The sequence below is a fragment of the Pseudarthrobacter sp. fls2-241-R2A-168 genome (assembly GCF_030209335.1).
In the GTDB taxonomy this organism is placed as follows: domain Bacteria; phylum Actinomycetota; class Actinomycetes; order Actinomycetales; family Micrococcaceae; genus Arthrobacter.
In genome coordinates, this window is the sequence record NZ_JARVSG010000035.1 from 188,553 (window position 1) to 201,295 (window position 12,743).

Here is a 12,743-nt window from a genome sequence, read left to right on the forward strand (position 1 = left end):
CCAAATAGGAGAAAAATTCGCTCATGGAAACTACCGATCCCGCAAAGGGAGTCCGCAGTCACCTCGTACGCGGAAGCACCTACCCGAACCATCACCGCAGGAGGTGTCACCTACGCCTACCGCGAACTGGGGCCCAAAGGCGGCATCCCCGTTGTCTTCTTCGTGCACCTCGCCGCTACCTTGGACAACTGGGACCCCCGCATCATCGACCCCATCGCGAAAAACCGGCACGTCATCACTTTCAACCAACGGGGCGTAGGCGCCTCCACCGGGGAGGTTCCCGGCACCATCGAGGAGATGGCCGATGACGCACACGCATTTATCACGGCCCTCGGATTCGACATGATTGATGTCTTCTCCTTCTCCATGGGCGGCATGATTGCCCAGGACCTGGCAATTAAGCACCCAGGATTGATCCGCAAGCTTGTCCTGACCGGAACCGGGCCGCGTGGAGGCAAGGACATGGACAAGGTGGTCGGCGTTACTTACTGGGATATTTTCCGCGCGGCCTTGACGCGTTCAGACCCGAAGGAGTTCCTGTTCTTTAATCGCAACGCTTCGGGAAAGCCCGCCGCGAAGGCATTCATCAAGCGCCTCCAGGAACGGGCGGACCACCGGGACAAGCCGATCAGCACCAAAGCATTCCAGACGCAACTGAAGGCAATCCAGAAGTCTGGCCGCGCCAACCCATCCGACCTGGCCAGGCTCACCCTCCCCACCCTCATCGCGAACGGTGACAATGACCGTATGGTGCCATCGGTCCTCTCCGAAGACCTGCACAGGCGGATCAAGGGATCCGAGCTGATCATCTACCCGGATTCCGGGCATGGAAGCATCTTCCAGTACCATGCCCAATTCGGCCCGGTGGCAGCTGAATTCCTTGCTGCGCCAGAACGTCCGGTTGACTGACGCCCGGCCCTGGGAGACCTTATACTCATAACTGAGTCCAGTCACTTAATCCGGAAGGAAAACCTCATGCCTGTTGCGTCCCAGCCGCTCGGACGGCGCGAGCGGAACAAGCAGCAAAAACTCGAGCGCATCACGGCCGCCGCCAGCGAATTGTTCGCCAAACATGGCGTCGAGGATGTCACGACGCAGCAGATCGCTGACAAGGCAGACATTGGCACAGGGACTTTGTTCCTCTACGCCAAAACCAAGGGCGAACTCCTTCTGCTAGTGCAGAATGCCCACTACGCCGAAGCCCTGGAACGGGGCATCGCTGACGCCGAAACCCAGGCGCATGCGCTGGATGCGGTCCTGGCCATTGTGCTGCCGATCGTGGAATGCAACCGCGTCCAGATCGGCAACGGCCGGATTTACCTGCGGGAGATGGTCTTCGGCGATCCGATGGAGCCGCACCACGGCCAGGCTCTTTCCATCGTTGCTGAAACCGAGGAGGCCATTGCCGCCGTCCTGGGCAGGCACCATGCGGCCAGCGACGGCGACGCCGCCACATTGGCCCGCATCGTCAGCGCAATCATGTTCCTCAGCATGGCGGCCAGCGTGAACGCCGGTCTGAGCATCGACGAGATTGTCCAGGACATCCGCGGCCAGGTCAGTCTGCTGATCCCGCGCTGACGCCAAACTAACCTCAGTTCCACAGAATGCCCGTGGCCTCGGACCGCACAGCTTGGGTAGGTCAGGGAGCCGGGACGAACCCGAGGCTTTTATCCACAATGTTGTGCAGCGGATCGCCGTTGCGGTAGCGCTTCAGGTTTGCCACGAACAGCTCCCCCAGGTCATCGAGGTAATTTTCTGTGTCGCCGCTCATGTGGGGGGTCAGGATGACGTTCGCCATGCTCCACAACGGGTGTTCCCCGGGCAGCGGTTCGGGGTGGACCACATCAAGGGCGGCACCGGCAATGGATCCGGCGGTAAGGGCCTCCACCAGCGCGTCCGTCTGGACCAGCTCACCGCGGCCCACGTTGATGAGGTGCGCGCCGGGTTTCATTGATGCCAGGACCTCAGGGCCCACCAGTCCCCTGGTGTCTTCCGTCAGCGGAGCTGCCAGCACCAGGTAGTCAAAGGGATGAACGCTGGTGGCCAGATCCTTTGAAGAACTGATTTCGTCGAAATGCCCGTCTCCCGGACGGCTGCTGCGGCCCGCGCCGCTGACCTGCAGGCCCGCGGCGCGGAACAGTGATGCGATTTCCCTGCCAATGGAACCCGTACCCACCACCAGTGCGCGCTGGCCCTGGATTTTCCGGGTTACCCGGTGCTGCCACCGCCGCTGCTGCTGAAGCGCCAGTGAACCCCGGGAGTCCTTGGCGATGTCCAGGACAAAGCCCAGCGCAAACTCCGCGATAGCGCGGCTGAGGACACCCCGCGAATTTGTGTAGAGCACGTCGCTGCGGATCAGCTCATCGAACAACAACTGGCTGACGCCGGCTGCTGAAACGTGAACCCACTTCAGTGACCCCGCTGCAGCCCAGCTCTCCCGCAGCGCCGGGGAAAACGAATGCCACTGGTAAAGGACATCTGCCCCGTCCAGGACCTTGGCCAGCCCGTCTGCCCTGGTCAGGCGGACCTCCGCCAGCTCCTCGATCTCCGCCAGACGGGGCGGCAATGCCTCACGGTACAGGACGGCGACGACGGGCTTCCGGGTTCGACGGGGCATGGTCACGACGGCGCTGCTGCCGCCGGCGCAGCTGAGGTTCCGGAGACGAGCTGGGCAGCCACGGAGGGTAGCTCGATGGCGTCTATCGCGGCCAGAACCGCGGCAGTGAATTCCGACGTCGACGATGGTCCTCCCACATCACGGGTGCCAAGGCCATCCCGGAGGGCGGATTCGAAGGCCGCCTCGAGGTGCCTGGCCGCCACCGGGAAACCCAGGTGCTCGAGCATCATCGCTCCGGACCACATCTGGCCCACAGGGTTGGCCAGTCCCTTACCCGCAATGTCCGGGGCGGATCCGTGGACCGGTTCGAAGAGGGAGGGATAATCGCCTTCGGGATTCAGGTTGGCGCTGGGAGCCACGCCGATGGAACCGGTGACGGCGCTGCCCAGGTCCGAAAGGATGTCACCGAGCAGGTTGGAGGCCACAACGACATCGAGGGTCCAGGGCTTGAGGACGAGGTGCGCAGCCAAGGCGTCCACGAGCTCGCTGGTCAGCGTCACCCCAGGATAGAGCCGGGTGGTCTCCTCCACCACCTCGTCCCAGAATGGCATGGTGTGGATGATGCCGTTGCTCTTGGTGGCGGAGGTCAGGCGGCCCTTCCGGCCGGCCGCCAGCGAGGCGGCAAAATGGGCGGCCCGGGATACCCCCAGGCGGGTGAAAATGGTTTCCTGGACCGCAGCTTCGTGCGGCAGGCCGCGGTACACCCGGCCACCCACCTCCGAGTATTCCCCCTCGTTGTTCTCACGAACAATGAGGATGTCGATCGGCTCCGTCGACGCCAGGGGCGACTTCACGCCGTCGAGCGTTTTCACGGGACGGAGGTTGATGTACTGCCGGAATTCGCGCCGGATGGGGATCAGGAGGCCCCAAAGAGATTCAGCATCGGGGACGTCCGGCGAACCTACGGCGCCGAGGAAGATGGCGTCGTGCAGCGCCAGCTGCTCCAACCCGTCCAGGGGCATCATCCGTCCGTGGCGGGAGTAGTAGTCCGATCCCCAGCTGAAATACGTGAACTCCAGGCTCAAGGAGTGGACTTCGGCGATCCGCTCAAGGCATTCGACGGCGGCCGGGACCACTTCCTTGCCAATGCCGTCGCCCGCGATCACCGCGATTTTATGGGTGGTCATGATGTATTCCGTTCTGAAGTACGCGTCAGCCGCTGCCAGCCGGTGGCCGGCGCGGCCAGTTTGATGATGGTGCTTTTCGGTTCGGTCATCTCACGAACGGCGTGCTTCACGCCCTCGCGGCCCACCCCGGACTTCTTAAAGCCGCCAAAGGGCATCGAGTCGATCCGGACGTCGCTGGTTTCATTGATCACCACCGCCCCTACATGCAGCTTGTCTGCAATTGCCAAGGCCGTGTCGATGGATTCGGTGAAGACGCCGGCCTGGAGCCCGTACTCAGAGTCATTGGCCGCCTGTATGGCGTCGGAGACCTGGATGAACGGCGTGATGCTGACCACCGGCCCAAACACTTCTTCGCGGATGATCCGGGCGTCTGCCGGCACGTCCGTGAGGACGGTGGGCTGGTAGAACGCGTTCCGGCGCTGCCCGCCCACATGGATCCTGGCCCCGGCTTTCCAGGCCTCGTCCACCCACTCCTCCACCCGGCGCGCCTCAGCTTCGCTGATGAGGGGACCCACGTCGGTGGAACGGTCGAACTTCGCGCCGGTGCGGAGCGCCCGGGTTCCCGACACCACCTTTTCGAGTACCTGTTCAAACAGGGAAATGTGGACGTAGACACGTTGGACTGAGAGGCAGTTTTGGCCGGCTACTCCGAATGCCCCCGCCACGATCGCCGCAGCCGCCTTGCCAGGTTCGGCGTCGGCGCACACGATCGTTGCGTTGTTGCCGCCCAGCTCCGAGAGGATTTTCTTGGCTCCGGCGGCGGCAGCGATACGGTCCGCGGTCCGGGGTCCCCCAGTGAACGAGATGAGGTCCACCTGCGGGTCCGATACGATCGCCCCGGATACCCCCGGGCCCGAGACTATGGCGGCCAGGCGGCCGGCAGGGACGCCTGCTTCCAGCAGCAGCTCAATGAACGCAAGCCCGGTCAGCGGCGTCCGGCCTGACGGTTTAAGGACGACGCCGTTGCCTCCAATGAGTGCCGGGCCCAGCTTGTGCGCCACGAGATTCAGAGGATCGTTGAAGGGCGTGATCGCCGCGATGATTCCCACCGGTTTGCGGGTGTACCAGCCGATCTTGTCCGCTCCTGCCATGCTGTCCTCAAAGGAGAGGGTCTCACCGGCAAGTTCGCTTGAGGCAGCGGCGGAAAGACGGAGGGTTTCAATGCACCGGAGTACCTCGCGTTCGGCCTCCCTGATGGTTTTGCTGCTTTCCGCGGCGATGATTTCCGAAAACCGAACGGACTGTTCCGAAAGGAGACCCGCAGCCCGTTCCAGGGCTTCCCGACGCTCCCGAAGCGGCCAGGCCTCCTCCTGGAGGCTGCGGTGCAGGTAGGCAACGGCCCGGCGCACATCCTGTGCGGAGGAAGAGCACACCGTACCGAGGAGCACACCGTCCTCAGGATCCCGGATTTCCAGGTTCCTGTCCGCTGTTTGCCATCGGCCCTCAAAAAACGCTCCCCCCGGAAGTTCTGCGGTGTTTGCCCGCTTGAACGCGGTTTCCTGCCCTGTATTCGGGCAGGCTCCAGCCACGTTTGTTACTGAGCTCATGGGAACCTTTTCCTTGGTCAGCTGAACCGGTCGATGATTTTTGCGGCCGCGCCGATGAAGGGCAGGAACCATGGCGGGCCGAAGTGGCCGGGCACGGGCGGGTTCTTGAGGTCTTCCCACACGTTCGCCTGCTTGTCGCCGGCCATGTAGTGCGCCATCTTCTTGCCCATGTGGGCGGCCATCTGGACGCCATGGCCGCTGTAGCACAGGGAATAGAACAAGCCATCATGCAGCCCTGCATGCACCATTTGGTCCATGGAGAGGTCAACCAGGCCGCCCCAGATATAGTCCACCTTCACGTTGGCAAGGTAGGGGAAAAGTTCGGTCATTGCCTTATGCAGGATTTCTGCACTCTTGACGTCCGAATCCGGGCTGGACAAGGCGAACCGGGCCCGGCCACCGAACAGCAGCCTGTTGTCCGGGGTGATACGGAAGTAGTAGGTCAGCATCTTGCTGTCAGAGGCCTGGCGCCTGTTGGGGAGGATGCGGTTGACAACCTCCTCCGGTAAAGGCTCGGTGCAGATGATGAAGCTGCCCACCGGGATCACCCGGCGCTGGAGCCACGGGGTGAGGTTGCCCGTGTAACCGCTGGTGGCCACCAGGACCTGCTTGGCACGGGTAATACCGCGTGTGGTGTGCACGTCGTGAACGGTCCCCGCGACCTTCTTCAACTCCGTGACCGCTGCGTTCTCACAGATATCGGCTCCGTTGTCTGCAGCCGCCTTGGCCAGCCCGTGGACGAACTTCCCCACGTGGAGCCCGGCACCCAGCGGATCCATCATTGCCCCCTGGTAAAAGTCCGTTCCAATTTCAGAGTGGATCTCGGACTTGGGGATGACTTTTACGTGGTGATCCACGAGGTTCGCGAGCAGCTCCTGGGACTTCAGGAAACCGTCATAGTGGGACGAGTGAAAAGCCAGCGAGAGCTTGCCGAACCGTTTGAAGTCGCAGTCGATGCCGTTATCGTGCACCAGCTTCTCAATGGTTTCGATGGCGTCGTTATATTCACGGAACATCTCGACGGCGCGGGGCGCCCCGTACCGCTTGACCGCGGTGCTGAAGCCGATGGCCAGCCCGGTGGTTGCCATACCCCCGTTGCGGCCTGATGCACCCCAGCCCACGGTATGACGCTCGAAGACGGCAACGCTGGCACCTTGCTTGGCGAACTCTACTGCTGCGGAGAGCCCGGTAAAGCCGGCACCGATAATCGCAACATCGACGTTTTCCGGGACTGGAGTGCGCCGGTAGTCACCGGAAGGTTCGGCAGTGTCCAGCCAATAGGGGACAAGTTTCATGGTGTGTGACCTTTCGCCTCGAAGTCTTCTAGAGACCCAGGTGCTTGTTGATCTCGTCCAGGGACTTAACAGTGTTGTAGTCATAGCCCCCGGTAATGGGGTCGTAGCCGCGGTCCAGCAGCCAAAGGTTACGGAAGCCCATGTCGTGCATCGGATGCATGTCGTACCGGGTGTGCGAGGAAATGTGCAGGAACTCCTCCGGCTTGGCATTCAGGGTGTCCAGCATGTACTCGAAGGCCTGGTAGCGCGGCTTGTAGGCCTGGGCCTGCTCAGCGGTGTAGACGGCGTGGAAGTCGGCACCGAGCTTGGGAATGCTGATATCCAGGAAGCTGGTGTCAGCGTTGGACAGAGCCACCAGCTTGTAGTTGTCCCCCATGAGCTTCAGTGGGGCCGGCACGTCGTCGTGGGCAACCCAGCCGCGGACGGCGTCAGCAAACTCTGCGCCCGCACCAGGGGTCGGACCGATGCCCCACCGCTTGCATACCCGGTCAAAAGAATCCTGAAGGATCTGCTCGTAGGGCTTGTAGTCGCCAAGGACCTCGTCGAACCGGTACCCGCGGAACTGCTTTTTGAAGGCAGGCCACTGCTCTTCAGGCAGGCGCCCATCGAGCAGGCGCCGGGTGGTGGGATCGATGTCGAAGTTGATCAGCGTGCCGTAGACATCGAAGGAGATGTACTTCGGACGGAAGTGGCTCTCTGCCATGGGGTATCCGTTCTTTTTTAGGGGATGGAGGATGGTCGCTGCGCCTGCGTTTGGAGATTCGGGCAAGCGCGCCGTGAGTTGGAAGTCGCTGCCGGCACGCGGCTAGGTGCCAGTCAATACGTCGACTCTAGGTGGCCAAATTGTAAATTGTCAACAGTTTGAAGGTTGCGTTTCCGCGTGCATCCGAAGTGAAAGCTGGGGACCAAAAAGATTTCGTCAATTGTTGACAATCTACCCTTTTGGGGGTTGCATTGCCTTAGATGACGGAGAGATCCGGATCACATTCCAACCCAAAAACTCCTCCCTCCCGGCGAACTCGCCAGTTGACAACCCCTCGAAGGGAAGCACAATGAAGACTTTGAAAAAGGCCCAGACTGCCGCCGCAGGCCTTGCCGTATTACTCACGCTCAGTGCGTGCGGTGGAACAGCCAGCAGCTCGTCCACGGATCCAAGCAAAACCTCCAACACGGCCGACATTTCTGAGGGTGTCCAGCCCGACCAGGCCGCCGTGGCGCTGCTGCCCCAGTCCGTTAAGGACAAGGGTGAGCTGTCGGTGGCTATGGACCTTCACTACCCGCCCACAACCTTCCTCGCCGAGGACAACACCACCGCGATCGGACTGAACCCCGATATCGCCCGGCTGGTTGCAAAGAAGCTGGGCCTGAAGGTGACGTTCGTGGACACGAAGTTCGACACCATCATTCCCGGCCTCGACGGCGGCCGCTTCGACTTCACCGCCACCACCATGTCCAAGACCGACGAGCGGCTCCAGGTTCTGGACATGATCGACTACTTCAAGGCCGGCAACTCCGTGGCCGTGGCGGCGGGAAACCCGCTGAAGCTCACCGTTGAGACCTTGTGCGGGAAGAGTATTGCCGTCACCCAGGGCTCAACAGGACAGCTCAAGCGCCTTCCGGCCCTGAGTGAGCAGACCTGCACCTCCAAAGGCCAGCCGGAGATCAACGCCGTGACGCTGCCGAATGTCCAGGAGGCCCTGACACAGCTGCATTCCAAGCGGATCGACGGGGTCCTGTATGACACCACCGCACTCGGCTGGGCGGCAAAGCAGCAGCCGGATTCCTTCACCCTGCTGGGCCGTGTCAATGTGGGCTCCAGCGACCTGACCGCCGTCGGCCTGAAGAAGGGCTCAGCCCTGACCCCTGCCCTTCAGGCAGCGGTCCAGTCCGTTCTTGAGTCCCCCGAATACAAGGAGTCCCTCGAGACCTGGGGCCTTGATTCCGGTGCCATCACCGACGCCAAGCTGAACTAGTGGGTTCACAAATGAAGCAAGCAATTATTGAAAGAAGCGAACCGGCAATGAATGGGATCGATTCAGCGCTCAAGCCTCGGCTTCGTCGGAGAAGCACATTTGAGTATGTGGCGTGGGTGGTATGCATCCTGCTCGGCTTGGGGATCCTGGTTTCCGTGTCGACGAATCCGAACTTCAAGTGGGGCGTGGTGGCGAAGTACTTCACCCACGAGTCGATTCTCCGTGGCCTGATGCTTACGCTCTTCCTCACGGTTGCGAGTATGGTCCTGGGCACGCTGCTGGGTCTTGTCATGGCCATCATGCGGGCCTCGAGCATCAAGCCGATCGCTGCGACAGCCGGGGTGTACATCACGTTGTTCCGCGGCACCCCGGTCCTGGTCCAGTTGATCTTCTGGTTCAACATCGCCGCTCTCTACCCGAACCTGACCATCGGGATCCCCTTCACGGACATCAGCACCGCGATCGATGTGAACGCCCTGATGGCACCGATCACCGCGGCATTGATCGGGTTGACCCTGAACGAGGCCGCCTATATGGCCGAGATCATCCGCGGCGGGTTCTCCGCGGTGGGCAAGGGCCAGCTCGAGGCAGCCGACTCGCTGGGCATGAGCGGGGCGATGAAGATGCGCAAAGTCATCATTCCCCAGGCGATGCCCTCGATCATTCCCGCCACCGGCAACCAGGTCATCGGCATGTTCAAGGAAACCTCGCTGGTCTCCGTCCTGGGCGTTGCCGAGCTGCTCCAAAGCGCCCAGCTGATTTATGCCCGCACCTACGAGACCATCCCGCTGCTGATTGTTGCCAGTCTCTGGTACCTGGTGATGACCCTGGTCCTGAGCTACCCGCAGTCCCAGCTTGAGAAGAAGTATTCGCATACATCCGCCCGGGTCCCCCGCAAGGCCAGGAAGGTTGTCTTGACCGCACCGGAAGGAATCGCACGATGAGCAACGACGGCACCATCCATGCCCGGCGGATCCGGAAATCCTTCGGACCCAAAACGGTTCTCCACGACATCGACCTCGATATTGCCAGCGGCGAGATCTGCTGCATCATCGGCCCCAGCGGCTCCGGCAAATCCACCGTCCTGCGCTGCATCAACGGCCTGGAAACCGTCGACTCCGGGGTCCTGAAAGTCAACGGCGATGATTTCGGTTACTACGAAACCGACAACGCCTACCACGCCCTGCCGCCCAAAAAGCTCGCCGAACAGCGCACCAAGGTGGGCATGGTCTTCCAGCAGTTCAACCTTTTCCCCAACATGACTGCGCGCGAAAACGTCATGGCCGGCCCCGTCCTGGTCAAACGCGCGGACAAAAAACAAGCGACCAAACGCGCGGATGAACTGCTCGCCAGCGTCGGGCTTGGCAACTTCGGGGACTACTACCCCGCCCAGCTCTCCGGCGGACAACAACAGCGCGTCGCGATCGCCCGCTCCCTGGCCATGGACCCCGAAATCATCCTCTTCGACGAACCCACCTCCGCCCTGGACCCCGAAAAAGTCGGCGAAGTCCTCGCCGTCATGCAGGACCTGGCCAAGAAGGGCATGACCATGGTGGTGGTCACCCACGAAATGGGCTTCGCCCGCGAAGTAGCCGACTCCCTGATCTTCATGGACGACGGCTACGTCGTCGAACGCGGGGACGCCCGCGAAGTCCTCTCCAACCCGCAGGAACCCCGCACCCAGGCCTTCCTGAAACAGGTCCTCTAAACCATGGACGGAAAACTCGCCGTCATCGGCCTGGGCAGTGTCGGATCCATGGCCCTCTGGCAAGGCTCGCGCCTGACCGACTCCGTCACCGGATTCGAAGCCTGCTCCCCCGCCCACGCCAGGAGCGCCGTCGGCGGCGACACCCGGCTGTTCCGCATGATCTACCGCGGCAACCCCGGCTACTACCCCATCCTGGAACGCTCCGCCGGTCTCTGGGCCGAACTCGAAGCCGAAACCGGCCAGGACATCCTCACCCGCTGCGGCGGACTGTCCATCGGCACCCAGGACGGCGCCTACCTCAGCGCCCTGCTCGAAACCACCCGAACCAACAACGCCGAGCACCACATCCTCACCCACAAAGACATGACGGAGCGCTACCCCCAGCACAACCTCCGGGCCAACGACATCGCCGTCTACGACCCCAATGCCGGCGCCCTGCGCACTGACCGCGCCGTCACAGCCGCCATCACCGCGGCCCAAGCGAACGGCGCAACCGTCCACACGAACACCCCCATCACCAGCATCGAAGAAACCAACGATGGCGTAACCATCACCTCCGGCGACAAGTCCTGGACCTTCGAAAACATCATCATCGCCTCGGGCGGCTGGTCCCAACGACTTATGCCCGACAGCCTCAAAACCCACGTCCACACACGGCGTATCTTCCTCACCTGGTTCCTCGCCCGCGACCCGGCACAATTCACCCCGGACAGGTTTCCCGTCTTCAGCAGGATTTATGAGGACAGATCCATGTACGGCGCCCCCGCCGTCGACGGAACCACCGTCAAAGCAACCCTCGACGGACGCGGTGCACCGACCCCCGACGCCGCCAACGTGCCCAGGGAACTCACCGACGCGGAAATCAGTGAAACCACCGAAACCGTCACAGAGTTCTTCCCCGGACTCCACCCATCCATCGTCCGCTCGGACGCCTTCCCGGACCTCTTCACCTCCGACACCCAACCCCTGCTCGGCTTCCTTAACCACTCCCGCAGGATCTACTCGGCCACTGGATTCTCCGGCGGCGGATTCAAAATGGCCTCAGGCTATGGGGAAATCGCCGCACACGAAGCTCTCGGCAAGCGGTGGATCGACGGCTTGGACTTCGTCCGGCCCCAGAGGTTTCAGGACTAGGCGCTCCTAACTTCTCCAACCCAACATGCAATAGTACATTGTTGACAATCTACAGTTATCAGGAAAGTATAAAGCCATGGCAACACTCAGCCCCATCCTGAAGCAGGCGACGCCCGTGGTGGTCGATCACGCGTCCGGCAGCTGGATCCACGCCACAGACGGCAAGAAGTATCTGGATTTCACCACCGGGATTGGGGTCACCAGCACCGGCCACTGCCACCCGGATGTGGTGGCCGCAGCCCGTGAGCAGGTGGGCAAGATTATCCACGCCCAGTACACCACCGTGATGCACAAGCCGTTGCTGGAACTCACCGAACTTCTGGGCGGGGTACTGCCCGAAGGATTGGACAGTGTCTTCTACGCCACTTCGGGCTCAGAAGCCGTCGAGGCGTCCATCCGGCTGGCCCGGATGGCCACCGGCCGGCCGAACATCATCTCCTTCCATGGTGGATTCCACGGCCGCACCGTCGCTGCGGCTTCATTGACCACCGCCGGCAGCAAGTTCCGCTCCGGGTTCTCCCCCCTGATGGGCGGGGTGCACGTAGCCCCATACCCGCACTGGTACCGCTACGGCTGGGATGAAGCAACCGCCGTCGAATTCGCCCTGAAAGAACTCGATCACCTCCTTCTCACCATCAGCACCCCGGCCGATACCGCCGGGTTCATCATCGAGCCCGTCCTGGGCGACGGCGGATACATCCCCACCCCTGTCGCTTTCCTCCAGGGCCTGCGCGAGCGCGCAGACAAGCACGGAATCGTACTCATCCTCGATGAAGTGCAGGCCGGCGTGGGCCGCACCGGCAAGTTCTGGGGCCACAACTGGGCAGGGATCCGTCCCGACGTGCTGATTACGGCCAAGGGCCTTGCCAGTGGCTTCCCAATCTCAGCGATCGCCGCCTCCGCCGACCTGATGGGCAAGGCGTGGCCCGGTTCCCAAGGCGGCACTTATGGCGGGAACGCTGTTGCCGCAGCAGCCGGCGTCGCCACCCTCGGTGTTATCGAGCGCGAAAACCTCGTAGAAAACGCACTGCTGCGCGGCGACGAACTGCGCACCGGCCTCGATGCGCTGCAGGCAGAATTCGCCGGGATCGGCAACGTCCGCGGGCGGGGCCTCATGCAGGGCGTCGAATTCACCGCGGCGGACAACACCCCGGATGCGGCTACGGCACTGGCGGTCCAACAGGCTGCAGTCAAGGAAGAACTCCTGCTCCTTACCTGCGGCCCGCACGGCAACGTCATCCGCCTTATCCCCGCCCTGAACGTTACCTCCGACGAAATCCAGTCAGGCATCACCAGATTCACCCAGGCACTCAAAGCGGCAACGTCCTAGCCCCCTGATCCT

12 protein-coding genes are annotated in these 12,743 nt (G+C 62.3%); 7 read left to right on the top strand and 5 right to left on the bottom strand.

Annotated elements, in window-relative coordinates; translation table 11 throughout:
* Positions 1-36 precede the first annotated feature (36 nt).
* A complete protein-coding gene (locus QRN11_RS18080) occupies positions 37-909 on the top strand; it encodes an alpha/beta fold hydrolase (protein WP_285314027.1) in 873 nt (290 codons plus the stop codon).
* 66 nt (positions 910-975) lie between these two features.
* Positions 976-1,578, top strand: coding sequence for a TetR/AcrR family transcriptional regulator (locus tag QRN11_RS18085; RefSeq protein ID WP_285313894.1), 603 nt, complete (start codon positions 976-978; stop codon positions 1,576-1,578).
* 61 nt (positions 1,579-1,639) lie between these two features.
* On the opposite strand, the gene QRN11_RS18090 is transcribed toward QRN11_RS18085, so the two are convergent.
* From QRN11_RS18090 to QRN11_RS18110, 5 genes are read right to left on the bottom strand one after another with little or no spacing between them, the layout of a single operon-like run.
* Positions 1,640-2,617 (bottom strand): D-2-hydroxyacid dehydrogenase, encoded by a 978-nt coding sequence (locus QRN11_RS18090; RefSeq protein ID WP_285314028.1) that lies wholly within the window; start codon positions 2,615-2,617, stop codon positions 1,640-1,642.
* Between the two features lie 2 nt (positions 2,618-2,619).
* Positions 2,620-3,744, bottom strand: coding sequence for a tartrate dehydrogenase (locus QRN11_RS18095; protein ID WP_285313895.1), 1,125 nt, complete (start codon positions 3,742-3,744; stop codon positions 2,620-2,622).
* Positions 3,741-5,291, bottom strand: coding sequence for an aldehyde dehydrogenase family protein (locus QRN11_RS18100; protein WP_285313896.1), 1,551 nt, complete (start codon positions 5,289-5,291; stop codon positions 3,741-3,743). Before QRN11_RS18100 ends, QRN11_RS18095 begins: the two co-directional genes overlap by 4 nt.
* Positions 5,292-5,308: 17 nt before the next feature.
* The gene (locus QRN11_RS18105) at positions 5,309-6,586 is read right to left on the bottom strand and encodes an NAD(P)/FAD-dependent oxidoreductase (RefSeq protein WP_142060862.1); all 1,278 of its coding nucleotides are present in this window, start codon (positions 6,584-6,586) and stop codon (positions 5,309-5,311) included.
* Between the two features lie 28 nt (positions 6,587-6,614).
* Positions 6,615-7,289 carry a haloacid dehalogenase type II gene (locus tag QRN11_RS18110; protein ID WP_091418918.1) on the bottom strand — a complete coding sequence of 225 codons (675 nt, stop codon included), beginning with the start codon at positions 7,287-7,289 and terminating at the stop codon, positions 6,615-6,617.
* A 349-nt stretch (positions 7,290-7,638) separates the two neighbouring features.
* Between QRN11_RS18110 and QRN11_RS18115 the strand changes: the two genes are divergently transcribed.
* The 5 genes from QRN11_RS18115 (at position 7,639) to QRN11_RS18135 (ending at position 12,731) form a co-directional block, all read left to right on the top strand.
* Positions 7,639-8,559, top strand: a complete 921-nt coding sequence (locus QRN11_RS18115; protein WP_285313897.1) for an ABC transporter substrate-binding protein — start codon at positions 7,639-7,641, stop codon at positions 8,557-8,559.
* A gap of 155 nt (positions 8,560-8,714) precedes the next feature.
* Positions 8,715-9,503 carry an amino acid ABC transporter permease gene (locus tag QRN11_RS18120; RefSeq protein WP_285313898.1) on the top strand — a complete coding sequence of 263 codons (789 nt, stop codon included), beginning with the start codon at positions 8,715-8,717 and terminating at the stop codon, positions 9,501-9,503.
* The gene (locus tag QRN11_RS18125; RefSeq protein WP_285313899.1) at positions 9,500-10,267 is read left to right on the top strand and encodes an amino acid ABC transporter ATP-binding protein; all 768 of its coding nucleotides are present in this window, start codon (positions 9,500-9,502) and stop codon (positions 10,265-10,267) included. Before QRN11_RS18120 ends, QRN11_RS18125 begins: the two co-directional genes overlap by 4 nt.
* A gap of 3 nt (positions 10,268-10,270) precedes the next feature.
* Positions 10,271-11,401, top strand: a complete 1,131-nt coding sequence (gene solA / locus QRN11_RS18130) for an N-methyl-L-tryptophan oxidase (protein ID WP_285313900.1) — start codon at positions 10,271-10,273, stop codon at positions 11,399-11,401.
* Positions 11,402-11,477: 76 nt separating this feature from the next.
* Positions 11,478-12,731, top strand: coding sequence for an aspartate aminotransferase family protein (locus QRN11_RS18135; protein WP_142060870.1), 1,254 nt, complete (start codon positions 11,478-11,480; stop codon positions 12,729-12,731).
* Positions 12,732-12,743: the final 12 nt, after the last annotated feature.

Bases quoted from the DNA above. Each gene is read 5' to 3' on its own strand.
- QRN11_RS18085 (WP_285313894.1), top strand. From the start codon at position 976: ATGCCTGTTGCGTCCCAGCCGCTCGGACGGCGCGAGCGGAACAAGCAG.
- QRN11_RS18090 (WP_285314028.1), bottom strand. From the start codon at position 2,617: ATGCCCCGTCGAACCCGGAAGCCCGTCGTCGCCGTCCTGTACCGTGAG.
- QRN11_RS18095 (WP_285313895.1), bottom strand. From the start codon at position 3,744: ATGACCACCCATAAAATCGCGGTGATCGCGGGCGACGGCATTGGCAAG.
- QRN11_RS18100 (WP_285313896.1), bottom strand. From the start codon at position 5,291: ATGAGCTCAGTAACAAACGTGGCTGGAGCCTGCCCGAATACAGGGCAG.
- QRN11_RS18105 (WP_142060862.1), bottom strand. From the start codon at position 6,586: ATGAAACTTGTCCCCTATTGGCTGGACACTGCCGAACCTTCCGGTGAC.
- QRN11_RS18110 (WP_091418918.1), bottom strand. From the start codon at position 7,289: ATGGCAGAGAGCCACTTCCGTCCGAAGTACATCTCCTTCGATGTCTAC.
- QRN11_RS18115 (WP_285313897.1), top strand. From the start codon at position 7,639: ATGAAGACTTTGAAAAAGGCCCAGACTGCCGCCGCAGGCCTTGCCGTA.
- QRN11_RS18125 (WP_285313899.1), top strand. From the start codon at position 9,500: ATGAGCAACGACGGCACCATCCATGCCCGGCGGATCCGGAAATCCTTC.
- solA (WP_285313900.1), top strand. From the start codon at position 10,271: ATGGACGGAAAACTCGCCGTCATCGGCCTGGGCAGTGTCGGATCCATG.
- QRN11_RS18135 (WP_142060870.1), top strand. From the start codon at position 11,478: ATGGCAACACTCAGCCCCATCCTGAAGCAGGCGACGCCCGTGGTGGTC.